Genomic DNA, 22,371 nt, shown 5'->3' with positions numbered 1-22,371 from the left:
GTGTCGAGGTAGCCTGCGTTCTCCGGCCGGTCGGCGACCGGGAGCATCCGCCGCTCGATCACCTCGATGCCGAGCGCTTCGAGCGCGGCGGCCTTCGTCGGATTGCTCGACAGCAGCCGCACCCGGGTGATGCCGAGGGCCTCGAGCATCTGGGCGGCGGCGGTGTAGTCGCGAGCGTCATCAGGCAGGCCGAGGCGCCGGTTGGCATCGACGGTGTCGAGCCCGGCATCCTGCAGCTCATAGGCCTCCAGCTTCGGGCCGAGCCCGATGCCGCGGCCCTCATGTCCGCGCAGGTAGAGCAGCACACCGCAGCCGGCATCGGCGATCGCGGCCAGTGCCGCCTGCAGCTGGTCGCCGCAGTCGCAGCGATGCGAGCCCAGCGCATCGCCGGTGAGGCACTCGCTGTGCATCCGCACGAGCGGGGCGGTCGCAGCAGACGGGTCACCGGCGACCATCGCGACATGCGTGGTGCCGGCGGCGTCGAAGGCGTAAGTGGTGAAGACGCCGTGATCGGTGGGCAGCATCGTGCGTGCCCGCTGGTGAAGCGCGGTGCCGGATTCGGAGATGGCCATGGATGACAGTCTAGGCCTGGTTGACCTCGGCGGCACGGCCGCGTTCGAGGATGCGGATGTCGAGGGCGAAGGAGACGAGGAGGCTTGCCACCGCTGCGATCGTGCACACCCACCCGAAAGCCGGCACCGCCAAGCCCGGCGGGGAGCCAGCGGCCAGCAGCAGCGGGCCCTGGAAGGCGGCCACCGTTTTGCGCCGCCACGACGGCGGCAGCTCGGCTCTCCAGGCCGGCCGGATCGCGGCTCCGGCCCGGAACGCGAAGTGCGCCAGCCCGCTGATGAGGCACCAGGTGCCGTAGAGCGGCACGAGCGCTGCGGAGAGCACAAGCACGACGGTCGCGTCGACCTGCTCATCGAAGCGGGCGCCGGCGGCAGTCGTGACGGTCGCCCGGGCGATGAGCCCGTCGACGAGGTCGAGGGCGAGCATCGGGATCGCGATCGCGACCGCCAGCCACCCGAAGCCCGGGCCCGGGTGCACGGCGATCGCGGCGATGACGACAAGCAGCATCCCCAACCGGAGGCTGGTGACGCAGTCGGCCCAGTGCCAGCCGCTGCCCGTTTCCGAGGCGGCGGCCGGCTCACGTGGCGCGAGCAACGGCCACGCACCGAGGATCCCGGTGCCGGCAGCCAGGATGACCGGCACCGCTGAGGCGGCCAGCCACCCGGCCGTGCCGAGTGCGACCGTGAGGATGAGGATGACGGGGAGTCGACGCATCAGCACCCGCCCGACGGTGGGCCTGGGGACAAGTGGGCATCCAGGCCGCGCTCGCCTGCGGCCATGACATGCCGGTGCGCCCAGCCGGCGAGCGGGCTGCAGGCGTTGACCGCGATTCGGCGGGAGCACACCAACCACTCGAACGTCATCTGGGTGCCCGACCCATCGGGCGCGGCACGCCATGTCCCGGTCCCGGTCAGGTCACCGCTGACCGCCAGCTTCGCGGTATGCGGGGCGGTGGCAGACGTGAGTCTGAGCAGGAGATCGAGGCGGAAGCCCAGCGGGCTGCCGACGACCACCCGGGCGCGGGTGTTCGGGGCAGCCGTGCCGGTCGCAGCGAACAAATGCGCCTCTCGCACGCCGGGCCACCATGCCGGCCAGCCGTCAACGGCACACAGCGCCTGCCAGCACCGGTGCGTCTCAGCTGGGATCTGCCACTGTGAGACGAACCGGTGCCGGCGCGGCGCTGTGCGGGTCATCGTCCCAGCCTATGCTGGGTGCGGGGCTGCCGGGCACCGGAGTCGTCATCGCCCTCACCTTCGGGTAGGAATTCCCACGAAGTCGGCAGCGATGTGGTGGTGAAGTCGGCGAGAGCCGTCTTTTGGGCCGTGAAGCCGCGGAAGCGGAACTGCTGCGGGTCGCCCTTGATCGTCTGGGGCTTGTGCACGAAGGTCAGCGTCGTATGCTCTGGGTTTCGCGGATGATGCAGCCCAGCGGGCGGATCTGGATCAGCATATGCGCTGCGGATGGATCGAGGGGCCCAGCTCATCTGAGCTGGGCCCCTCGGCCTTCGGGTGTGCGAACAGTCTCTCAGCTTGCTGACGCTGTCCAGCTGCCGTCGGCTTGCACGATGAGAATCGACGGGCCTGACCTCAGGGGAATCGAGCCGTCGTAGCTGCCGATCTCGTTGATGAGCAGGTCGGGACCGAAGTCGGAGCCCGAATTCTCGTGCACCACGAAGTTGCCGTCTCCGTCATGGGTGAAGCTGACGGTTGCCGCGCCCTCGGTGTACTGCATCACCGTGTCCCCCGAGCCTGATTCGGAGAATGCGGCCGCCGTGGACACCGGTGACAGCGTGATCTCAAAAGTGCCGGTTGCAGTGACCTGCAGCTTCGATGTGGCGTCCCAGCCGTCTGCGCTGACGAAAGTCGTCCCCTCATAGGCGCCGATCGTATTGACCGGCAGCGCTCCGCTGCTCGCATTCGACTCGTCGAGGCCCTGGATGATGAAATTGCCATCGCCGCTGTACTTCGCGGTGATGAGCACGCCGGAGACGCCGGCGGGCATGTCGATGACCGTGTCACCGCTGCCGGTTTCGGTTACCGGGTCGAACGTGCCGAAGGCTCCGTCGGCCCAGGAAGCGAAGTCGGTGCCGGAGCTGTCGGCGTCTTCGGTTTCAGCAGCCGATTCCTCCTCGGCGTCGGCCTCCTCGGCTGCAGGCGGCTCTTCTTCCTGCGCTGAGTCGGCGGGATCCTCTGGTGCAGACTGCGATGCCGGCTCGTCAGCCGGTCGCACGGTTGAAGCGCTCTGCGCACCGAAAAGGCCGGCGACTCCTATGATGATGCCGATGACGAATCCGAGTGCGACGAGGATGGCGGTGACGATCCACGCGGTCTTCTTGTGCTGCTGGTAACCGGCCAGCGGGCGGCCCTGCTTGTCGCGAGTGGCGCCGACGAGGACCATGATGAGGTCGACGAGCGCCCAGATGCCCAGTCCGCCGGCGGTCAGCAGCTTGGCGATCGCCGTGCCGATCTTGCCGAGGTAGAAGCGATCGGCGCCGAAAGAGCCGAGGAAGTATGCCAGTAACCAGGTGACGAGGAAGCTCTTATCCGAGTCGCCTGCAGGGTGCCCCGGATGCGCACCGTAGCCCGGAGCGTGCGCGCCCGGGTGTGAGGAGGAGGTTCCGTATGCCGGTTGCGGCTGCGAACCATACTGAGGTGCGGGGCTGTAACCGGGCTGGCTGCTGTGTGCATCGGCCAGAGGATGATAGGCGGACGACGGGTCGTGAGGCGGCTGCTGTGGGAAGCGGTCGGTCTCGCCGTCACCGGGCTGATACGACATCTGATGCTCGATTCTCTCGGCTGCGCATTGCACAGTTTCTACTCAGTCAGCTTTCAGTTTACATCCAGATTCGTCTGCTGGCCCTGGTGGTCGGCGATGTGGCGATTCACGGGTGTTGGGTCCACGTAGACCCATGACACGAGGTTCCCGAGTCCGGCATTTCAGACGATAATGGCATGAGACCGGTGCCTTCACGCCGCTCAGGATGGCACCCTGAAGACGACTGCCGTGTGCACGCCATCCACGCGGCTGGACGCCGAATGGCTGGGGGTGATGACGCCGCCGGCCAGTGCAGAAGGGAAACCATGGGCACCATTCTCGTGACCGACATTTCGGAGCTCGTGACCAACGACCCGTCAGCCGCCGCTGCCGGCCCGGCCCCCGCCTCGGCGCCGGACGGCTATGAACGTCTTGGCATCATCACCGACGCTGCGATGCTCATCGACGGCGACATCGTCCGCTGGGTCGGCCCAGCTGACGAGGCCCCCGCCGGCGCCACCACGATCTCCGCAGCCGGCGGCGCGGTCATCCCCGGTTTCGTCGACAGCCACAACCACCTCATCTTCGCCGGCGACCGCTCCGCCGAGTTCGCCGCTCGGATGGCCGGTCAGAAGTACTCCGCCGGCGGCATCGCCACCACCGTGGCCGCCACCCGCGCAGCCAGCGACGCCGAACTCGAAGACAACCTCACGACGCTCATGCGCCAGGCCGAGCACTCCGGCACCACGACGTTCGAGATCAAGACCGGCTACGGCCTCACGCTGGCGGACGAGATCCGCCAGCTGGAGATCATCAACCGCCACACCGATGAATCCACCCTCATCGCCGCCCACGTCGTCCCGCCGGAGCACAAAGACAATCCCGAGCGCTACGTCGACCTCGTCATCGACGAGATCATCCCGGCCGCCGCCGGCAAGGCCAAGTGGATCGACGTGTTCTGCGAAGAGGGCGCCTTCACCGAAGACCAGACCGCCCGCATCCTCAATGCCGGCGTCGCCCACGGCATGCGTCCGCGCCTGCACGCCAACCAGCTCACCGCCGGCGGCGCCCTGCAGCTGGCCGCAGCGCACGGCTGCGCGTCTGCCGACCATGCGACCTTCGCTTCGGACGCGGACCTCGCAGCCCTCGCCGAGGCCGGCACAGTGGCTACCCTGCTGCCCGGTGTCGAATTCTCCACCCGCCAGCCCTACCCCGATGCCCGCCGCTTCCACGCCGCCGGCGTCACCGTCGCGATCGCCAGTGACTGCAACCCCGGCTCGTGCTTCACCAGCTCGATCCCGTTCTGCATCGCCCTGGCCGTGCGCGATATGCACTTCACTGTCGAACAGGCGATCTGGTCGGCCACCGCCGGCGGTGCCGCGGCACTCGAACGCAGCGACATCGGCCGGCTCCGCCCCGGCGCCCGCGCCGACTTCTCCATCCTCACCGCACCCAGCTACCGGCACCTGGCTTATCGGCCCGGCGTCAACCTCATCCGTGAGGTCCACCGCGCCGGCCGCCCGATCGCCGTCAACCCATCCTGAAAGGCACCCACATGACCGCTGACACCCCCACCGTCGCCCTCGATCCTGATGCGCTGACCTTCGCCGACGTTCTCGCCGTCGCCCGCCACGACGCGCAGGTCACCGTGCCCGAGGCGGTGGCTGAGAATGTGGCCGCCAACCGCTCCGCAGTCGAGGCCCTGGCCGAGGCGCCCCGCCCGGTCTACGGCGTCTCCACCGGGTTCGGCGCGCTCGCCCAGCGGCACATCGCCCATGATCTGCGCGCCCAGCTGCAGAAGTCCCTCATCCGCTCGCATGCCGCCGGCGTCGGCACCCCGGTCGAGCGCGAAGTCGTCCGGGCGCTCATGCTGCTGCGCGCCCGCACGCTGGCCACCGGCCGCACCGGTGTGCGCCTGGAGACGCTCAACACCTATGTTGCGATCCTCAACGCCGGCATCACCCCGGTCGTCTACGAATACGGCTCACTCGGCTGCTCCGGCGACCTCGCACCGCTGTCGGCCTGCGCACTCGTCGCGATGGGCGAAGGCGAGGTCCACGCACCCGACGGCACCACCGCCTCGGCCGCCGACGCCCTCGCTGCAGCCGGCATCGAACCGCTCGAACTGGCCGAGAAGGAGGGACTGGCGCTCGTCAACGGCACCGACGGCATGCTCGGCATGCTCATCCTGGCCCTTCACGACATCGAGAACCTGCTCACCACCGCAGATCTCACCGCGGCGATGAGCGTGGAGGCGCAGCTGGGCACCGATCGGGTGTTCATGCCCGATCTGCACGAGCCGCTGCGCCCGCACCCGGGCCAAGCCGCTTCGGCAGCGAACATGCTCAAAGCCCTCGACGGATCGCCGATCGTCGCCAGCCACCGCGAGTCCACCCACCTCGTCCAGGACGCCTACTCGCTGCGCTGCACCCCGCAGGTCACCGGTGCCGCCCGCGACGCCGCCGCCTACGCCGCCCAGGTCGCCGCCCGCGAACTCCGGGCAGCGATCGACAACCCGGTCGTGCTGCCTGACGGCTCGGTGTCCTCCAACGGAAACTTCCACGGCGCACCGCTCGCTCACGCGCTCGACTTCCTCGCCATCGCCGTCGCCGATGCCGCCAACATCGCCGAACGCCGCACCGACCGGATGATGGATGTGGCCCGCAACGAGGGCCTGCCGCCGTTCCTCGCCGATGACGCCGGCGTCGACTCCGGGCTAATGATCGCCCACTACACGCAGGCCGCCCTCGTCTCCGACCTCAAGCGTCTGGCAACCCCTGCCAGCGTCGACTCGATCCCCTCGTCTGCCATGCAGGAGGACCACGTGTCGATGGGCTGGTCGGCTGCGCGGAAGCTGCGCACCGCGGTGACGAACTTCGCCTCCGTGCTCGGCATCGAACTCTACGCAGCCGCCCGGGCCACCGACCTGCGCGAGCACGACCCGGCCGCCGTCACCGGCGCGGTCATCAGCCTGCTGCGCCAGACCGTGCCCGGCCCCGGCCCCGACCGGTTCCTCTCACCGGAGCTGGCCGACGCGATCGAGCTCGTGTCCTCCGGGAAGGTGACGGCCGCCGCCGAGGCGGTGGCTGGCCTCACCCATACGCTCACCGACACGGATGGCACCGTGCTGAATGGACGGAGTGAACAGTCATGACCGATGTCACCAGCCTCATGGGCCAGATCGAAACAGTCGGCACCGACCCGCGCGGGCCCGGCTACCTGCGGCCGGGCTACTCGCTGATCGAACGGGAGCTGCGCGACTGGTTCGTTGCCGAAGCCGAACGCCGCGGCCTTGACGTCGAGATCGACGCCAACGGCATCGTGTGGGCCTGGGCGACCGCTCCGGGTGCGAACGCCGTCGTCACCGGTTCGCATCTGGACTCGGTGCCCGGAGGCGGCCAGTTCGACGGCCCCCTCGGTGTCGCCTCGGCGCTGGCCGCCTACGACGAACTCAAAGCCCGCGGCACCTTCGATCGGCCCACTCGGCCGTTCGCGCTCGCCGTGTTCCCCGAGGAGGAGGGCTCCCGGTTCGGGCTCGCCTGCCTGGGCTCGCGGCTGCTGACCGGTGCGGTCGCCGCCGCGGACGCCCTGGCGCTCACCGACCAGAACGGCGACACACTCGCCGATGTCGTCACCCGCTATGACCTCGACCCTGCCCGGATGGGTGCTGACCGGGACCGGGTCAACCAGATCGGGTCGTTCATCGAACTCCACGTCGAACAGGGCGTCGGGCTCATCAACACCGACCAGCCGGTGGCGATCGGCTCTTCGATCGTCGGCCACGGCCGCTGGCACTTCCGCTTCACCGGCCAGGGCAACCACGCCGGCACCACTCCGATGGCCCACCGCGCCGACCCGGTTGCTGCCGCCAGCCGCCTCATCGGCGACATCCCGGCGTTGGCCGACGGCTTCGATGAGGCCGTCGCTACCGTCGGACGCACTTCGATCCACCCTGGCGGCACGAACGTCATCGCCTCGGCGATGGACTTCTGGCTCGACATCCGCCACGATTCCGATGACGTCGTCGCAGAGGTCCTCGAGGCGATCACCACTCGCGGCAAGGAGCGCGCCGCAGAAGCCGCCGGTACCGGTGCGCGGGAGAACGGCGTCGAGGTCGGCCTCGATGTCAGCCGAGAATCCTACTCACCGACGACGCACTTCCATCGCGAACTGAACGACCGGCTGCGCGCCGTCCTGCCCGAGGCGCCCCTGCTGGCGACCGGCGCCGGGCACGACGCCGGGATCCTCGCCGCACATGTGCCCTCGGCGATGCTGTTCGTGCGCAACCCCACCGGCGTCTCCCACGCCCCGGAGGAAGCCTGTGAAGACGACGATGCCCGTGCCGGCGCGAAGGCGCTGGCCGATGTGCTCGCCGCCGAACTCACCCACGGCCTCGACAACGGAACGGCATCATGACCGGCTCGCTGCACTTCGAGACCGCCTGGTTGGCCCCGGGCCGGTACGCCCGTGACGTGCGCGTCAGCATCGACGATGACGGCATCATCACCGCGATCGAGGAGGGGGCAGACCCTGCCGCTCCCGAGGCGGGGGACCGGCTGGCAGGGTTCGCGATCCCAGGCGCCGTCAACGCCCACTCGCATGCCTTCCACCGGCTGCTGCGCGGCCGCACCCACGGTGACGGAGGGACGTTCTGGACGTGGCGCGAGGTGATGTACCGGGTGGCCGGCCAGCTCGACCCGGAGAACTACTACCGGGCCGCCCGCGCCATCTACGCGGAGATGGTCACCGCCGGTTACACGGCCGTCGGCGAGTTCCACTACGTCCACCACGCCCCCGGCGGCGCACCCTACGCTGAGCCGCACGCGATGGAGCGCGCCCTCGCCCAGGCGGCGCTTGATGCCGGGATCCGGCTCGTCCTCCTCGACACCTGCTACCTCACCGGCGCGATCGGCGAAGAGCTCAATGCAGAGCAGCAGCGCTTTGGCGACGGCACGATCGACGGCTACCTGCAGCGTCACACCGGCCTGGCCGAGATGCTGGCCGCTGACTTCCCAGCCCATGCCACCGCGGGGGGAGTGACCCTCGGTGCTGCGATCCACTCGGTGCGCGCCGTCCCCGCCGCAGCTCTGCCGGCCTTCACGGCACTCGAGGGCCCGCTGCATGTCCACCTGTCCGAACAGCCGGCCGAGAACGACGCCTGCCGGAAGGCCTACGGCACGACCCCCACGCAGCTGCTCGCTGACGCAGGTGTCGTGACCGACCGGCTCTCGGCCGTCCACGCCACCCACTTAACCGACGAGGACATCGAACTGCTCGGTGACGCCGCCTCCACGATCGTCATGTGCCCGACAACCGAAGCCGACCTGGCCGACGGCATCGGCCCGGCCCGCGCCCTCGCTGACGCCGGTGCGGTCATCAGCCTCGGCTCCGACCAGCACGTCACCCTCGACCCGCTGCTGGAACTGCGCGGGCTCGAAGCCGGCGAACGACTCGGCTCCGGCCAGCGCGGCCGCTTCAGCCCTGCTGAACTGCTCGCCGCACTCACCTCCGGCGGCAGCCGGTCCCTGCACCTCGGCGACACCACTGCTGAGGCGACCATCGCCTCGGGCGCGGGACTGACCGTCGGCCAGCCTGCCGACATCGCCGTCATCGCCGCCGACACCCCGCGCACCTACGGATCCAAAGGCGAGCAGATCATGCTCGCCGGCACCGCCGCCGATGTCACCCACGTGTACTCCGCCGGCCGGCTCGTCGCCGCGAACGGCGTGCACACGAGCCTCGGGCCAGTCGGCGAGCTCTACCGGGAGGCCTACCGGGCCTTCGACTTCGGAGACTGAGATGGCCGAAGTCCCAGCCCTGCGCCGTGCTGTCGCGATCCTGCGCGCGCTGGCCGGATCGAACCGGCCGATCACCGCAGGTGCGATGGCGCGTTCGCTGTCGATCCCGCGCTCATCGATCTACGAGATCCTCTCGGTGCTCGAAGAACTCGGGCTGGTGGCGAAGACCGGCGGCGGGTACATGCTCGGCGCCGGTGTGTCCGAACTCGGCAGCGCCTATGTGCGGGCCAACCCGCTGCAGCGGCTGTCGGCTCCGATCATCCGCCAGCTCGCCGAGGCGACCCGCGGGACGGCGCAGCTGGCGGTGCTGCGCGGCTGGGAGACCGTCTATGTGCTCAAGGAGCAGTCGGTCGAATCCGTGGCCGTCATCACCGCGACCGGCGTGCGGATGCCGGCCTACCTGACCGCCACTGGCCGGGCGATCATGTCCGCGCTGCCCAAACGCGATGTGCTCGCACTGCTCAGCGGCGAGGACGTCTTCGTCTCCCGCACCGGCGCCGGGCCCACCTCGATGCGGCAGCTGCTCAGCCAACTCGCCGAGACTCGCCAGCAGGGCTTTGCGCTCGAACGCGGGGAGATCACCCCAGGCGTGTGCACGGTCGCCGCGCCGGTCTTCGATGTGCTTGACCGCCCGGTTGCCGGCGTCGGGGTCAGCATCCCGGATGCTGAGCAGAGCGACGCGCGGGTGAGCGAAGTCAGAGACCGTGTCAAGGCCGCGGCCGATACGATCACCTCACGGCTGCGCTGACACGCCGACTGAAAGGCCAGCGTCAGCTGCTGACCAGGACGGACGGGTGTTCACGCCGATGCGGTGCTGCGCGGTGATGACATCTGGTCGAGGAACGACCCACAGCCCCAGAGCTGAGGGCAGCGAAGACGAACCGTCACCCCTGCGGCCAGGGCAGGTCGAGCACCTGCGCCTGCTCGCCGGCGCGCAGACCCGCAGTCGGCACGGTGAGGAATCCGTCGGCCTCGGTGAGTCCGCGCAGCATGTTCGCCCCACGGGCATCGCAGGGCTCCCAGCGGTTGCCCTCGCGCTGGCGTGCCGGCATGAGTGTGCTCACGCGCACCGGCCGCACCTCGACGGCGACCTCCACCGAACGCGCCGGGCGCAGAGGGAGGCCGAGCATCCCGCACAGCAGCGGTTCGACGACGACGCGGATCGCCGTCATCGCCGCCAGCGGGTTGCCCGGCAGCCCGACATGCCAGGCTCCCGGGTGCCCACCGAGCTGAGCGAACGTCGTCGGATGTCCTGGCCGCATCGCCAGCTCCGGGAAGAGCAGCTCACTGGCCAAGCGTGCCGACTCCCGCCTGACGTGATCGGCATCCGAATGTCCGGTCCCACCGGTGGTGAGCACGACATGAGCGGCAGCCAGCGCCTCGTAAAGCGCGACCCGGGTCTCCTGCGCATCGTCTGCGATCCGCCGTACATCGATCACGTCTCCGCCCAGGCCTGCCACAAGTCCCGGCAGCGCCGGTCCGAAGGTGTCGCGCACCTGCCCGGGTGCGGGCTGACCTGCGGTGATGACCTCGTCTCCGGTCATCAGCAGCGCCACCCGCGGCCGCCTGCGCACCGGCAGCGCATCGAGCCCGGCAACGGCCGCATAGGCAAGATCGGCCGGTGAGAGCACCCGCCCGCCTTCCAGCAGCACCTCACCGGCGCGGGTCTCCCGGCCGGCTCGCCGGATGTTGCGCGCCGGCGCCAGATCCGTCGCCGGGGCATCAGCGCGCAGCCGCAGCCCGGTCTGTCCGGCCGCGTCGGCTCCCATCACCTCGGCGTGTTCGCAGCGCACGATGCTCGTGGTGCCTGCCGGCACTGCGCCGCCGGTGAGGATCGGCCGTGCCCACCCTGCCGCCAGCGGACGGGCGCCGGATGCGGCGTGGGCATCCGCTCCCGAGGCGGTGCTCGCCTCGAGCTGCCAGGGGGGCGGGCCGGACACGGCGAAACCGTCCATCGCCGAGGAGTCGAAATGCGGGATCGCGCGGCCGGCTGTCACCGTGTGTGCGAGCACCCGGCCCAGGCATGCCGGCAGCGGCTGTGCTGCGGCCGGCTGGAGTGTTGAGGCACCGGCGCGCGCGGCGATGGTGATCGCCTCGGCCCAGTCGGGGTGGGTCATGCTGTCATTCTCACATGACCCCGGCCGGCCGCACATGATCCCGGTCAGCGCCGCAGCCGCTCAGCCCACCGCAGACGCTGCCTGTGCCCGCTCACCCGCCGGCGAACGGCGGCAGCACATCGACCCGCTGACCAGGGTTGATGAGCGTTCCCTCGAGCACGACGAACCCGTCGACGAAGCTCGAGCTCTCCGCCAGCACAGTCTTGAGCGCCGGCTCTCCAGCCGGTGGTTCCGGGTGCCGTTCGGCCAGCAGCTCGAAGAGCTGCGCCTCACTCACCGGCTCATTAAGCGGCACCTGCTCTTCGGCGATCCCACCGGCGGCAGCGCGGGCGGCGGCGAAATACCGGACGGTGACCTCCCAGCCGTGACCCGCCTCGGGCGCGGTGTGCTGCTGACCCATGCTCACCCTCCGATCGCGCTCATCGAGCGCTCCGGCTGGACGTACTCGTCGCTGTCAAGACCGGGCCGGCCCATGCCGTGGGCGCGCGGCTTGAGCCACATCGCCTGCCGCCACGCCTGCCCGACAGCGGCATCATCGGCATCCGAGCGCAGCAGCAGCGAGAGGTCGAACTCCTCATGCGAGAACAGGCACGAGCGGATCTTGCCCTCGGCGGTGATGCGAGTGCGGGTGCAGTCGCCGCAGAATGGCTCGGTCACCGAGGCGATGATCCCCACCCGGCCCAGTGGTTCCCCGACCGTTCCCGAGGCGGTGCTTGCGTGCGGGTAGACCCGCCACCGCTGAGCTGGGGCGCCGGCGCGCGGGACGTCGTCGGCGATGAGATCCCAGTGTGCGCTCAGCTGGGTGCGGATCTCCTCGGCGGTGACCATGTTCGCCCGCGTCCAACCGTGATCGCCGTCAAGCGGCATCTGCTCGATGAACCGCAGCTCCAGCCCGCGGGCCAGTGCGAAGTCGAGCAGGCCTGCGGCCTGGTCGTCGTTGACCCCGCGCATGAGCACCGCGTTGATCTTCACAGGTGACAGGCCCGCGGCCTGGGCGGCGTCGATGCCGTCGAGCACCTGGGTGAGCCGGTCCCTGCGGGCGAGCGTCGCGTAGGTGTCTGCGTCGATCGTGTCCAGGGAGATATTGATCCGCGACAGCCCGGCCTCAGCGAGCTTGGCTGCGCGGGCGGCTAAGCCGATGCCGTTGGTGGTGATGGCGACCGGCAGTTCGGCGTGCTCGGCGCGGATGCCGGCGATGATCGCCTCAAGATCGGGCCGGATGAGCGGTTCGCCCCCGGTCAGTCGCAGCTTCTCGACCCCGAGGTCGCGCACGGCGATGCGCACGATCCGCACCACCTCATCGGCGGTGAGCAGGGACTCCTGCGGCATCCAGTCCATGCCTTCGGCGGGCATGCAGTAGGTGCAGCGCAGATTGCATTTGTCTGTCAGGGATATGCGCAGGTCGGTGCCGGCCCGGCCGAACTGGTCGAGCAGCGGCCCGGAGGCAGGGGCATCGGCGGCCCGGCGTGCCAGCGACGCGGCGACATTGCCGGCAGTGGGCCTGACGGTGGGAAGTCCCAGCTCAACAGACATGCACCGAGTCTAGCAACCGCGCATGTGTCTCGGCTAGAAAGGCCCGCGCGTCCACCGGGCGTGGAGCTTCGGGGACTAGGCTTGAGTCCATGATCACGACTGCAGACGGCTGGCCGGCGACGGGTGCACGCTCGGTCACCGCCCACATCCGTGCCGTCGCCGAGGCGGTGGCCGCCCAGGCCAGCGCGCGCACCGTCGGCGGGGAGCGCGTGCGCACCGAAACCCTGCCGCTGGCGGCAGCCGCCGGCCGGGTGCTCGCCGCTGATGTCACCGCCACCGGCGACCTGCCCGGTTTTGACAACTCCCAGATGGACGGCTTCGCCGTCTGCGCAGCCGACACGCCTGCCACCCTGCCGCTGGCACCGATGATTCCGGCCGGCCACTGGCCCGACCCGCTGCCGGATGCTCACGCCGCCCCGATCATGACCGGCGCGCCGATCCCCGCCGGGGCCGATGCGGTCATCCCGATCGAAGACACCGACGCGACGAGCTTCGATGCCGCCGTGACGGCCGGTCAGATCACCGTGCCCGAGGTGTCAGCTGGGACATTCGTGCGTCCCACCGGCTCCGACGCCCGCACCGGGGACCTGCTGCTGGCTGCCGGCACGCGCCTGACCGTCCCGGGGCTCGGCACCATCGCCGCACTCGGACAGACCGAGGTGGCAGTCCACGCCAGGCCGCGGGCCGTCATCTACACCGGCGGTGACGAAGTGAGCGCCCCGGGCACCACCCCGCTGCGCCCGGGCGCCCTGTACGACGCGAACCTCACGATGCTCGCCGCCTGGCTGGACCGCAACGGCGTCACCGTCGCCGCCTCCCGGCTCATCTCCGACACCGTCGCCGACTTCGCCGCCGTCCTCGAAGCCGACGTCGCCGCCCACGCGCCTGATCTCATCATCACCTCCGGCGGGATCAGCGCCGGCCGCTACGAAGTCATCCGCCAGGCACTCGAAGGGTGTGCGGCCTTCGGATCGGTGACCATGCAGCCCGGCGGCCCGCAGGGCCTCGGAACCCACACCTCGGGCGCGGTCATCATCTGCTTCCCCGGCAATCCCGTGAGCACCTGGGTCTCAGCCGAGATGTTCCTGCGGCCAGCGCTGGCCGCCGGCTACCGGTGCACGTCGGCCCACCGCTGGCAGCCGGCCTCCCTGACCGAGGACGTCACCCCGTTGGCCCGCCGCGAGCAGATCCGGCGCGGCACCTGGCACACCGACGACACCGGTCACGTCACCGCGGCCGCCTTCTCCGGCACCAGCTCCCACCTGCTCGCCGGGGCCGCGCAGGCCACCGCACTCATCCGCATCCCCCCTGGTGACGAGACCGTCCCGGCCGGATCCACCGTCCAGATTCTGCCGCTTGAGGAGGCCCACAGTGAGTGAGCTCAGCCATGTCCGCGCCGACGGCACCGCCCATATGGTCGACGTGTCGGACAAGCCGGTGACCGCCCGCACCGCCGCCGCCGAGGCGGTCGTGGCCACCACCGCCGACGTCGTCGAGCAGATCTTCGCAGGCACCGCCCCGAAGGGCGATGTGCTCGCCGTCGCCCGGGTCGCCGGGATCATGGCCGCGAAGAAGACCCCCGAGCTCGTGCCGCTGTGCCACCCGCTGCCCATCAGCGGGGTCACCGTCGACTTCACCCGGCTGCCGGCCGGCGTGCACATCCGCACCCGCGTCAAGACCACCGCGGTCACCGGAGTCGAGATGGAGGCCCTGACCGCCGCCTCGGTCGCGGCCCTGACCGTCTACGACATGATCAAGGCTCTCGACAAGGCCGCCGAGATCACCACCACCCGCGTCGTGGCCAAGACCGGCGGCAAGAGCGGCGACTACCACCGCGCCGCTGATGAGAAGGGAGGCCTCCCATGAGCAAGGCTGATGAGTTCGCCTTCCAGCCCGGCCGCCGCATCAAGCGCAAGCCGGACTTCGGCGCCGGCGACTGGGCGGCTGTCATCGTCGTCTCGACCGCCGCCGCCGAAGGTCGAGCCGCCGATACGACCGGGCCGCTGCTGACCGACTGGCTCACCGGCCACGGCTACCGCGTGCCCGATCCGATCATCGTCGCCGACGGAGCCCCGGTGCGCACGGCACTGCAGCGCCTGCTCGTCGACCTGCCGGCAGGCGAGCGCCCGCGGTTCATCTTCACCACCGGCGGGACCGGCACCAACAGCGACGACAGCACCCCCGAGGCGACAGCTGAGTTCATCGACCGGCCCGCCCCCGGGATCATGCACGCGCTGTGGGCCTATGGTCTGCAGAAGCTCGACGAGGCGATGATGAGCCGCGGGAGGGCCGGGCTGTGCGGGCAGACCTTCATCTGCAACCTTCCAGGCTCACCCGGCGGGGTGCGCGACGGCATCACCGTCCTCGACTCCGTCCTCCACCACCTGCAGGCACAGCTCGCAGACGTCCGCGACCACGACGACTCCCACCGCCACCCTGCTCAGCCGGCCCCCGCCTCGGGACCGGCAACCGGAGTCGTCCACACATCCATCACCGAGGACCCTCTCACAGACGACGCCGCCGTCGCGGTCCTGAGCCCGCAGATGGGTGCGGTCGCGAGCTTCCGCGGGGTTATCCGCAACCACGACTCCGGCCGCGACGACGTCACCGGGCTTGACTACACCGCCCACCCGCAGGCCGGTGAGATCCTCGCCGCGACCTGCGCGGCAGTCGCCCAGGAGTTCGCGGCTGAGTCCGGTGGGGTGCGGATCTGGGCTGCTCACCGGATCGGCAGCCTTGCCGTCGGTGAGGACGCACTCTTGGTCGCGGTCGCCGCCGCTCACCGGCGCGAAGCGTTCGCCTGCTGCGCCGAACTTGTTGACCGGATCAAGGCCGAGGTGCCGATCTGGAAGCAGCAGCACTACGCGACCGGCGGCCACGATTGGGTGGGGATCGGCTCATGAGCCACCCCCGCTATGCGCGGCAGATCACCGTCCCCGGTGTCGGGGTCGCCGGCCAGCATGCGCTTGGCCGGGCGCGCGTGCTCATCATCGGCGCCGGTGGACTCGGATCGCCGGCAGCCCTGTATCTCGCTGCCGCCGGTGTCGGCACGATCGGCATCGTCGATGACGATGAGGTCGAACTGTCGAACCTGCACCGGCAGATCCTGCACACCACCGCCGACGTCGGCATCGAGAAGACCGTCTCGGCTGCCGCGACCGTCAACGCGCTCAACCCCAACGTCACCGTCGAGATGCACCCGATCCGCCTCGACGCCGGCAACGCCTACGAGATCATCAGCGGCTACGACATCGTCATCGACGGGGCGGACAACTTCGACACCCGCTATCTCGTCTCCGATGCCACCACGGTCGCCGACATCCCGCACGTGTGGGCCTCGGTGCTGACGACCGGCGGGCAGCTGAGCGTCTTCCACGCCTCCCGCGGGCCCGTCTACCGCGACCTGCTGCCCAGCCAGCCGGCGCCCGGGGCGATCCCCAGCTGCGCGGAGGCCGGCGTGCTCGGGGTGGTCCCCGGCATCCTCGGCGTCGCCCAGGCCGGTGAAGCGCTCAAGCTCATCCTCGACTTCGGTCGGCCGCTCATCGGCACCGTGCTCATCTACGACATCCGCACTGCCGGCTGGGAGCGGCTGCCGCTGCGCGCCAACCCGGCCGTCCGCCGCCCGGCCACCGCCGCAGAGGTGGGTTTCGACCTCGTGCCCGCCCTCAACTGCACCCAGCTGCAGGAGGAGGTCGACGCGCTCGAAGTGCAGGGACGGCCGCTCGTGCTCGTCGATGTGCGCGAACCCTATGAGACTGAGACCGGGATCATCCCCGGTGCCCGCCTCATCCCGGTCGGCGAGTTCACCGAGAAACCTCCCGCCGGCAGCGAGGCGGTTGCTGAACTCATCGACGAGGCGAAGTCCTCTGACGCCGAGGTGGTGCTGTACTGCAAGTCCGGCGCCCGCTCCCAGGCCGCCGCCCGCGTCCTCCTGCAGTCCGGCGCCCAGGTCAAGCACCTCACCGGCGGGATCGACGCCTGGTACAAGCACCTCGACGAGGGGCTGTGATGCGCCGGGTCGTCCGCTCCCGCGTCCATCGCTTCGACGCCTCCGGCGAGGTCCGCGCCCGCGCCGACGCACTTGCCGGTGAGGAGCCGCTGGAAGTCCGCCTCGACGGCGAGCAGTTCACCGTCACCATGCGCACCCCCGGGGACGATGTCGAGCTCGTCGCCGGCTTCCTGCTGACCGAAGGCGTCATCACGTCGATGGCTGACATCGTCGAGGTCGACTTCGCCTCCGGACTCGACCCCGATGGCAGCCGCAACTACAACGTCGCCGCCGTCCGCCTGCAGCCCGGCGTGTGGGACCGCGAGACCTTCCGAGCCCGCCAGGTCTACACCTCGAGTGCCTGCGGCATCTGCGGCACCGCCTCGATCGAAGCCGTCCGCAAGGAATCCGCCTACCCTGTCGCCGCGCCGGAACCCGGGTTCATCAGTCCATCCGCGGTGCTCGCCCTGCCCGAGCTGCTGCGGTCGCACCAGGGTCTGTTCGATTCCACCGGCGGGGTGCATGCGGCAGCCCTGTTCACCGCTCCCGAGGCGGGGGAGGATGGCAGGGAACCGGACCTGCTGGTTCTGCGAGAGGATGTCGGCCGACACAATGCCGTCGACAAGGTCCTCGGCTGGGCACTGGAGCAGAAGCTGCTGCCGGCTGACCGGGCTGTCCTGCAGGTCTCGGGCCGGGCCTCCTTCGAACTCGTGCAGAAGGCCGCGATGGCCGGCATCCCGATGCTCTCGGCAGTCTCGGCCCCGTCAGCACTCGCCGTCGACCTCGGGCGAGAACTCGGTGTCACCGTCATCGGCTTCAACCGCGGTTCCACCTTCAACGCTTACTCCCACGAACAGCGCCTGCACTGATTCCAGCAGATCCGGTGAGACCAGGCCCCTCACGCCTGAATGTCCAGCCCGATGTCGAGTACCGCAGCCGAATGGGTCAGCCAGCCGGCGGAGATGAGATCAACGCCGGTCTCAGCGATCGCCGGTGCCGTCTCGACTGTGATCCGCCCTGAGGCCTCTGCTGTCAGGCGGCCGTCGATGAGCTCCACGGCTTCTCGCAGCTGAGCTGGCTCCATATTGTCCAGCAGCACCGCGTCAACACCATCGGAGATCTCCAGCAGCTCGCGCAGCTGATCGAGCGTGTCGACTTCGACTTCGATGGCGACGAGATGTCCGACCTGGGCGAGCACCTGCTCGACTGCGGCCGTCACGCCGCCGGCCAGCGCGATGTGGTTGTCCTTGATGAGGACCGCATCGTCGAGCCCGGTGCGGTGGTTCATTCCGCCGCCGCAGCGCACTGCATACTTCTCAACCGCCCGCAGCCCAGGCGTCGTCTTCCGCGTGCAGGTGACTGCACACCTCCCGGCGACCGCATCGACGAGCGTGGCGGTCGCAGTGGCGATCCCCGACAGATGTCCGAGGAAATTCAGGGCCACCCGTTCACCGCTCAGCAGCGCGCGGGCATCGGCGGTGATCGTGGCGATCTCCTCACCAGCACCCACCCGGCAGCCGTCGCCTTTCGAGACCACCACCTCGGCGGCGGGGTCGAGCAGCTCGAAGGCGAGGGCGGCCAGGTCGAGACCGGCGACCGTCCCGGGCTGGCGCGCGGCAAGGACAGCGATCGCCCGCATCCCGGCAGGCACCGTCGCCGTCGTCGTCAGGTCGCCTGCGCGGCCGAAGTCCTCTAACAGCGCATTGCGGACGAGATCTTCGATCATCACCTTCGGCAGCGCAGCCAGCTCACCGGTCATGAGATCGCAAGCATCCGGTCAACGGCGGCGCGGGCGCGGTCGGCGACGTCGGGGTCGATCGTCACCTCGTGCTGCATGCCCTCGAGCGCGGCCCGGATGTTGGCCAGCGAGTTGCGCTTCATGTGCGGGCACAGATTGCACGGCCGGATCATCTCGACGTCGCGGATCTCGGCGGCGATGTTGTCGCTCATCGAGCATTCGGTGATGAGCGCGACGCGCTTGGGCCGCTGCTGCGCGACGTGGGCGAGCATCTGCGCGGTCGAACCGGCCATGTCGCTGGCGGCCACGACATCCGGCGGGCACTCCGGGTGGGCCATGACGAGTACGCCCTCGTGGTCGCGGCGCACCTGTTCGATGTCGGCGGCGGTGAACCGGTCGTGGACCTCGCAGCGGCCCGGCCACGTGATGACCTCGACGCCGCAGTCGCGGGCGATGTTCGCCGCCAGGTGCTCATCCGGGATCATGATGACCCGGTCGGTGCCGAGGGACTCGATGACCGCTTTCGCATTGCCCGAAGTGCAGCAGATATCGGACTCTGCCTTCACCGCCGCCGATGTGTTGACGTAGGTGACGACGGGAACGCCGGGATTGTCCGCCTTGAGCTGCCGGACGTCGGCTGCCGTGATCGATTCGGCCAGCGAGCAGCCGGCACGCAGATCAGGGACGAGAACGGTCTTCTCCGGATTCAGCAGCTTGGCAGTCTCGGCCATGAAGTGCACGCCGGCGAGCACGATGACATCGGCATCGGCTCTCTCGGCCTCGCGGGCCAGAGCCAGGGAGTCGCCGACGATGTCGGCAACCCCGTGGAAGATCTCCGGGGTCTGGTAGTTGTGGGCGAGGATGACGGCGTTGCGCTCCTCCTTGAGTCGCCAGACGGCGGCGATGTCGTCTTCCATCGTCGCCCACTCGATGCGGGGGATGACGGAGTCGACGCGCTGGTACAGGGCATCGGTGTCGATCGTCACGGTCGGCATGCGGCTCCTTCGCTCGGGCTGCCGGAACTTATTATGCTCAGTATGAGCATAAAGGCGCGAGGGAGCAAACCGGCTGGTCAGCGTGGGTGGGCTGACGGTTACTTCACGCGGGGGATCGGCAGCTTGGTGCCGGCTGCGGCGCGCTCATCGAGGACGCTGCGGCGGAACCGGACGAGTTTGGCGGGCCTGCCACCGGTGCTGGAGGCGACCTGACCGGAGTCCTCGACGAGCTGCTGCTGGGCCACGAGCCGGCGGAAGTTCTGCGTGTGCAGCTCCTGGCCGGCGATCGCCTCGACAGCAGTCTGCAGCCCGGTGAGGGTGAAGGTCTTCGGGAGGAGTTCGAAGATGACCGGCTGATATTGGATCTTCGAGCGCAGCCGGGCGATCCCGCTGGCGAGGATCCGCCGGTGATGCGGAGTCATCGGCCGGCCCGGCACAGGATCTTCGGCGCCGGCTTCGGGGACGAGCCCGGCCTCGTAGAGCAGCTCATAGCGCGCTAATGCCATGTCCGGATGCCACGGCCGGCCGGCCAGCCCGAAGGCCGCCTCACAGCGCACCCGGCGACCGTCCTGGCAGTCGTGAGCTGCCTCTTCAACCCAACGCCCGAGAGCCGGCGCGATGATCTCGTCGACGACCTCAGAGCCGTTCCGGCGGTCCTCCCAGGGGAAGAACTCGTACCAGCTGCGCCACGCCTCGGCCCCGGGTTCCATCGTCGTCAGCCCGAGATAGGAGACTTCGAGGGCGGGACCGGAGCCGCGGTTGCGGTCGGCGAAGGTGTAGAGCTGCTCGATGTAGCCGAGCTCGCAGCCAGTCTGGCGCAGCACCCACGCTCGCATGCCCTCCTGCATTGAGCGGTGGCTGCGCTGCAGCGGCCCGGCCGGCAGGGTCGTCCCGCCGCCGGTTGTGAGCACGTACGGCACGGCGTCTCGGACGGCGGTGATGACGGCGACGAGGTTGCCGCTGACGAGGTAGGACTGGCCGGCGCTCATCGTCTCGACTCCCTCTCTGCGTGCGGCGGGCGTTCACCGGTGATTCTACGGAACCGTTATGCACAACTCGATCATGGATGCCGTCACCGTCATCAGCATCGGTGCCGCGGGCTTCCTCGGCAGGATGAGGCATTTCGAGCACGCCGTCACGGCGACGCACCTCGGCGTCGGAAGCAGACGAGGTCAGCCGCCAGAACGCTGATGATCAGAACAGCGCGGTGGCCTTGATGACCGTCTGCACGAGTCCGTAGAGCAGGCCGGCGCACACGACACCGGCGAGAACCACGGCGATGGTGGCGTGGAAGCCGCCGTTCTGCGCGTTCTCATCGCGCCTGTGCGCACGCGTCTCTTCAGCTGCCACGGCGCCCGGATCCGGTCGGCCCTGCGCAGCGGCGACGACCTCCTCGGACTCGTGGTGCTTGGCATCAACCGGGCGGACGAGGGCGTTGGCGATGAAGCCGATGGCCAGCACGCCGACCATGATGTACAGCGAGAGGTTGTAGAGGTCTGGGCCGGACTTGCCGGCTGCGGCTTGAGACTCGACGACGAGGTTGACGATGAGCGGGCCGGCCACACCGGCTGCCGCCCACGCGGTCAGCAGCCGGCCGTGGATCGCACCGACCTGGTAGACGCCGAACAGGTCGCGCAGGTAGGCTGGGATGGTGGCGAAGCCGCCGCCGTAGAACGACAGGATGATGAGGGTGGCGATGAGGAACAGGAACAGCGATCCGCCGCCGACGACGGCCACCGCGAGGTACAGCAGCAGCCCGAGGCCGAGGTAGACGATGTAGATGTTCTTGCGTCCGATGTAGTCCGACAGGCTCGACCACACGAACCGGCCAGCCATGTTCGTCAGCGACAGCATGCCGACGAATCCGGCGGCTGCGGCCGCGGTGATCTGCGGAAAGTAGTCCTGGATCATCGGCGCGGCGTTCTCCAGGATGCCGATGCCGGCGGTGACGTTGGTGAACAGCACGATCCACAGCATCCAGAACTGCGGGGTCTTGATCGCGGAGTTCGCCGAGACGTTCTTCGTCGTCTGCAGCGGCTTCTCCTTCACCTTGGAGGGGTCCCAGCCGGCCGGCTTCCAGTCCGGATGCGGCACGCGGATGCAGTAGGCGCCGCCGGTGATGACGAGCGCGTAGACGATCGCCAGGGTGATGAAGGTCGGGATGATGCCGTTGACGAGCTGCTCGGGATCGGGCCCGCCGCCGAAGTGAGTCATGAGTGCGTTCGAGGCCGGGCTGGCGATGAGCGCACCGCCGCCGAAGCCCATGATCGCCAGGCCAGTCGCCAGGCCCGGACGGTCGGGGAACCATTTGATGAGCGTCGAGACCGGGGAGATGTAGCCGATGCCCAGGCCGATGCCGCCGATGAACCCGTAGCCGAGGTAGACGAGCCACAGCTGTCCGGTCGAGATCCCGAAGGTCGCGACGATGAAGCCGCTGACCCAGCACAGTCCGGCCAGCGCCATCGACTTGCGCGGCCCGGCCTTCTCCACCCAGGTGCCGCCGAAGGCGGCGGAGAGCCCGAGCATGAGGATCGCCAGCGAGAAGATCCAGCCGACGGCCACCTCGCGCACGGCGAAGTGGTCCATGAGCGGAGCTTTGAAGACGGAGAAGGCGTACACCTGGCCGATGCACAGGTGGATGGCCAGGGCCGCGGCGGGAATGAGCCACCGATTGAACTTGGGAGAAGCGACGATGGCTTCGCGGTCGAGAACACCCACTGAGGAGACCTTTCAGAAGTGGTGGGGCACGCGATCGCCGCTCGACTGCCACTGCGGTGTGGGAATGTCGCCGGCGCATGCGCTGGGGTAGTGTTTCGACGTTATCCAGCTTCTCGGACGCCGGTCAACAGCGTTCGGTTTCAATCCGGTGACGGTTCTC

General features: G+C 69.4%; 23 protein-coding genes. 11 read left to right on the top strand and 12 right to left on the bottom strand.

Translation table 11 applies throughout. The annotated features are described in order from the left end of the window. From ribA to M3C25_RS02805, 5 genes are all read right to left on the bottom strand, one after another. Nucleotides 1-572 (bottom strand): GTP cyclohydrolase II (ribA, locus tag M3C25_RS02825; RefSeq protein ID WP_311200486.1); only part of this gene is annotated, 572 nt, incomplete at its 3' end. 10 nt (nt 573-582) lie between these two features. Beyond that, nucleotides 583-1,284, bottom strand: a complete 702-nt coding sequence (locus M3C25_RS02820; protein WP_259854970.1) for a CDP-alcohol phosphatidyltransferase family protein — start codon at nt 1,282-1,284, stop codon at nt 583-585. Next, nucleotides 1,284-1,763, bottom strand: coding sequence for an SRPBCC family protein (locus M3C25_RS02815; RefSeq protein ID WP_259854969.1), 480 nt, complete (start codon nt 1,761-1,763; stop codon nt 1,284-1,286). Before M3C25_RS02815 ends, M3C25_RS02820 begins: the two co-directional genes overlap by 1 nt. Beyond that, nucleotides 1,760-1,951 carry a hypothetical protein gene (locus tag M3C25_RS02810; RefSeq protein WP_102162274.1) on the bottom strand — a complete coding sequence of 64 codons (192 nt, stop codon included), beginning with the start codon at nt 1,949-1,951 and terminating at the stop codon, nt 1,760-1,762. Before M3C25_RS02810 ends, M3C25_RS02815 begins: the two co-directional genes overlap by 4 nt. A 143-nt stretch (nt 1,952-2,094) precedes the next feature. Further along, nucleotides 2,095-3,345, bottom strand: a complete 1,251-nt coding sequence (locus M3C25_RS02805) for a TM2 domain-containing protein (RefSeq protein WP_259854964.1) — start codon at nt 3,343-3,345, stop codon at nt 2,095-2,097. 305 nt (nt 3,346-3,650) lie between these two features. Between M3C25_RS02805 and hutI the strand changes: the two genes are divergently transcribed. From hutI to M3C25_RS02780, 5 genes are read left to right on the top strand one after another with little or no spacing between them, the layout of a single operon-like run. After that, the gene (gene hutI / locus M3C25_RS02800; RefSeq protein ID WP_259854962.1) at nt 3,651-4,868 is read left to right on the top strand and encodes an imidazolonepropionase; all 1,218 of its coding nucleotides are present in this window, start codon (nt 3,651-3,653) and stop codon (nt 4,866-4,868) included. A gap of 11 nt (nt 4,869-4,879) precedes the next feature. After that, on the top strand, nt 4,880-6,478 hold the full coding sequence (gene hutH / locus M3C25_RS02795; protein ID WP_217006807.1) for a histidine ammonia-lyase: 1,599 nt from the start codon (nt 4,880-4,882) through the stop codon (nt 6,476-6,478). Further along, nucleotides 6,475-7,740, top strand: a complete 1,266-nt coding sequence (locus M3C25_RS02790) for an allantoate amidohydrolase (protein ID WP_259854960.1) — start codon at nt 6,475-6,477, stop codon at nt 7,738-7,740. The genes hutH and M3C25_RS02790 overlap by 4 nt, the downstream gene beginning before the upstream one ends. Next, entirely contained in the window at nt 7,737-9,122 is a 1,386-nt protein-coding gene (locus M3C25_RS02785) for a formimidoylglutamate deiminase (protein ID WP_259854959.1), read from the top strand. Before M3C25_RS02790 ends, M3C25_RS02785 begins: the two co-directional genes overlap by 4 nt. Before the next feature lies 1 nt (nt 9,123). Beyond that, the gene (locus M3C25_RS02780; RefSeq protein ID WP_102162280.1) at nt 9,124-9,870 is read left to right on the top strand and encodes an IclR family transcriptional regulator; all 747 of its coding nucleotides are present in this window, start codon (nt 9,124-9,126) and stop codon (nt 9,868-9,870) included. A gap of 136 nt (nt 9,871-10,006) precedes the next feature. On the opposite strand, the gene M3C25_RS02775 is transcribed toward M3C25_RS02780, so the two are convergent. The 3 genes from M3C25_RS02775 to moaA form a co-directional block, all read right to left on the bottom strand. After that, the gene (locus M3C25_RS02775; RefSeq protein ID WP_259854958.1) at nt 10,007-11,239 is read right to left on the bottom strand and encodes a molybdopterin molybdotransferase MoeA; all 1,233 of its coding nucleotides are present in this window, start codon (nt 11,237-11,239) and stop codon (nt 10,007-10,009) included. A gap of 91 nt (nt 11,240-11,330) precedes the next feature. Further along, entirely contained in the window at nt 11,331-11,639 is a 309-nt protein-coding gene (locus M3C25_RS02770; protein WP_259796570.1) for a MoaD/ThiS family protein, read from the bottom strand. A 2-nt stretch (nt 11,640-11,641) separates the two neighbouring features. Further along, on the bottom strand, nt 11,642-12,772 hold the full coding sequence (gene moaA, locus M3C25_RS02765) for a GTP 3',8-cyclase MoaA (protein ID WP_259854957.1): 1,131 nt from the start codon (nt 12,770-12,772) through the stop codon (nt 11,642-11,644). A gap of 89 nt (nt 12,773-12,861) precedes the next feature. Between moaA and M3C25_RS02760 the strand changes: the two genes are divergently transcribed. The 5 genes from M3C25_RS02760 to fdhD are packed head-to-tail and all read left to right on the top strand — an operon-like array spanning nt 12,862 to nt 17,629. Further along, nucleotides 12,862-14,151: a molybdopterin molybdotransferase MoeA gene (locus M3C25_RS02760; RefSeq protein ID WP_259796564.1), complete on the top strand. Its 1,290-nt coding sequence runs from the start codon at nt 12,862-12,864 to the stop codon at nt 14,149-14,151. Further along, nucleotides 14,144-14,638: a cyclic pyranopterin monophosphate synthase MoaC gene (moaC, locus tag M3C25_RS02755; protein WP_170274679.1), complete on the top strand. Its 495-nt coding sequence runs from the start codon at nt 14,144-14,146 to the stop codon at nt 14,636-14,638. Before M3C25_RS02760 ends, moaC begins: the two co-directional genes overlap by 8 nt. Beyond that, entirely contained in the window at nt 14,635-15,675 is a 1,041-nt protein-coding gene (locus M3C25_RS02750; protein ID WP_259854956.1) for a molybdenum cofactor biosynthesis protein MoaE, read from the top strand. The genes moaC and M3C25_RS02750 overlap by 4 nt, the downstream gene beginning before the upstream one ends. Then, nucleotides 15,672-16,781 (top strand): ThiF family adenylyltransferase, encoded by a 1,110-nt coding sequence (locus M3C25_RS02745; RefSeq protein WP_259854955.1) that lies wholly within the window; start codon nt 15,672-15,674, stop codon nt 16,779-16,781. Before M3C25_RS02750 ends, M3C25_RS02745 begins: the two co-directional genes overlap by 4 nt. Continuing rightward, the gene (gene fdhD, locus M3C25_RS02740; protein WP_259796554.1) at nt 16,781-17,629 is read left to right on the top strand and encodes a formate dehydrogenase accessory sulfurtransferase FdhD; all 849 of its coding nucleotides are present in this window, start codon (nt 16,781-16,783) and stop codon (nt 17,627-17,629) included. Before M3C25_RS02745 ends, fdhD begins: the two co-directional genes overlap by 1 nt. A 29-nt stretch (nt 17,630-17,658) precedes the next feature. Here the strand turns inward: fdhD and nadC are convergent, their stop codons facing one another. The 3 genes from nadC to M3C25_RS02725 all read right to left on the bottom strand — a co-directional run bounded on the left by nadC (nt 17,659) and on the right by M3C25_RS02725 (nt 20,482). Then, on the bottom strand, nt 17,659-18,519 hold the full coding sequence (gene nadC / locus M3C25_RS02735) for a carboxylating nicotinate-nucleotide diphosphorylase (RefSeq protein ID WP_259854953.1): 861 nt from the start codon (nt 18,517-18,519) through the stop codon (nt 17,659-17,661). Continuing rightward, complete coding sequence (gene nadA / locus M3C25_RS02730) at nt 18,516-19,493, bottom strand: quinolinate synthase NadA (RefSeq protein WP_259854952.1); 978 nt, start codon at nt 19,491-19,493, stop codon at nt 18,516-18,518. The genes nadC and nadA overlap by 4 nt, the downstream gene beginning before the upstream one ends. 98 nt (nt 19,494-19,591) lie before the next feature. Next, the gene (locus M3C25_RS02725) at nt 19,592-20,482 is read right to left on the bottom strand and encodes an NUDIX hydrolase (protein ID WP_259796545.1); all 891 of its coding nucleotides are present in this window, start codon (nt 20,480-20,482) and stop codon (nt 19,592-19,594) included. A 58-nt stretch (nt 20,483-20,540) separates the two neighbouring features. On the opposite strand from M3C25_RS02725, the gene M3C25_RS02720 reads away from it, so the two are divergent. Then, entirely contained in the window at nt 20,541-20,684 is a 144-nt protein-coding gene (locus M3C25_RS02720) for a hypothetical protein (RefSeq protein WP_180964767.1), read from the top strand. Between the two features lie 3 nt (nt 20,685-20,687). On the opposite strand, the gene M3C25_RS02715 is transcribed toward M3C25_RS02720, so the two are convergent. Then, entirely contained in the window at nt 20,688-22,211 is a 1,524-nt protein-coding gene (locus M3C25_RS02715; RefSeq protein WP_259854951.1) for an L-lactate MFS transporter, read from the bottom strand. Nucleotides 22,212-22,371: the final 160 nt, after the last annotated feature.

It is taken from the genome of Brevibacterium luteolum, assembly GCF_025147615.1.
Taxonomy (GTDB): Bacteria; Actinomycetota; Actinomycetes; order Actinomycetales; family Brevibacteriaceae; genus Brevibacterium; species Brevibacterium luteolum.
The sequence above is the reverse complement of the archived record's forward strand: the minus strand, read 5'-3'. Positions and strand labels throughout refer to the sequence as shown.

Bases quoted from the DNA above. Each gene is read 5' to 3' on its own strand.
- hutI (WP_259854962.1), top strand. From the start codon at position 3,651: ATGGGCACCATTCTCGTGACCGACATTTCGGAGCTCGTGACCAACGAC.
- fdhD (WP_259796554.1), top strand. From the start codon at position 16,781: ATGCGCCGGGTCGTCCGCTCCCGCGTCCATCGCTTCGACGCCTCCGGC.
- M3C25_RS02760 (WP_259796564.1), top strand. From the start codon at position 12,862: ATGATCACGACTGCAGACGGCTGGCCGGCGACGGGTGCACGCTCGGTC.
- moaA (WP_259854957.1), bottom strand. From the start codon at position 12,772: ATGTCTGTTGAGCTGGGACTTCCCACCGTCAGGCCCACTGCCGGCAAT.
- nadC (WP_259854953.1), bottom strand. From the start codon at position 18,519: ATGACCGGTGAGCTGGCTGCGCTGCCGAAGGTGATGATCGAAGATCTC.
- M3C25_RS02745 (WP_259854955.1), top strand. From the start codon at position 15,672: ATGAGCCACCCCCGCTATGCGCGGCAGATCACCGTCCCCGGTGTCGGG.
- M3C25_RS02815 (WP_259854969.1), bottom strand. From the start codon at position 1,763: ATGACCCGCACAGCGCCGCGCCGGCACCGGTTCGTCTCACAGTGGCAG.
- M3C25_RS02720 (WP_180964767.1), top strand. From the start codon at position 20,541: ATGCACAACTCGATCATGGATGCCGTCACCGTCATCAGCATCGGTGCC.
- M3C25_RS02785 (WP_259854959.1), top strand. From the start codon at position 7,737: ATGACCGGCTCGCTGCACTTCGAGACCGCCTGGTTGGCCCCGGGCCGG.
- M3C25_RS02820 (WP_259854970.1), bottom strand. From the start codon at position 1,284: ATGCGTCGACTCCCCGTCATCCTCATCCTCACGGTCGCACTCGGCACG.
- M3C25_RS02790 (WP_259854960.1), top strand. From the start codon at position 6,475: ATGACCGATGTCACCAGCCTCATGGGCCAGATCGAAACAGTCGGCACC.
- M3C25_RS02770 (WP_259796570.1), bottom strand. From the start codon at position 11,639: ATGGGTCAGCAGCACACCGCGCCCGAGGCGGGTCACGGCTGGGAGGTC.
- M3C25_RS02750 (WP_259854956.1), top strand. From the start codon at position 14,635: ATGAGCAAGGCTGATGAGTTCGCCTTCCAGCCCGGCCGCCGCATCAAG.
- M3C25_RS02725 (WP_259796545.1), bottom strand. From the start codon at position 20,482: ATGAGCGCCGGCCAGTCCTACCTCGTCAGCGGCAACCTCGTCGCCGTC.
- nadA (WP_259854952.1), bottom strand. From the start codon at position 19,493: ATGCCGACCGTGACGATCGACACCGATGCCCTGTACCAGCGCGTCGAC.
- M3C25_RS02780 (WP_102162280.1), top strand. From the start codon at position 9,124: ATGGCCGAAGTCCCAGCCCTGCGCCGTGCTGTCGCGATCCTGCGCGCG.
- hutH (WP_217006807.1), top strand. From the start codon at position 4,880: ATGACCGCTGACACCCCCACCGTCGCCCTCGATCCTGATGCGCTGACC.
- M3C25_RS02805 (WP_259854964.1), bottom strand. From the start codon at position 3,345: ATGTCGTATCAGCCCGGTGACGGCGAGACCGACCGCTTCCCACAGCAG.
- M3C25_RS02775 (WP_259854958.1), bottom strand. From the start codon at position 11,239: ATGACCCACCCCGACTGGGCCGAGGCGATCACCATCGCCGCGCGCGCC.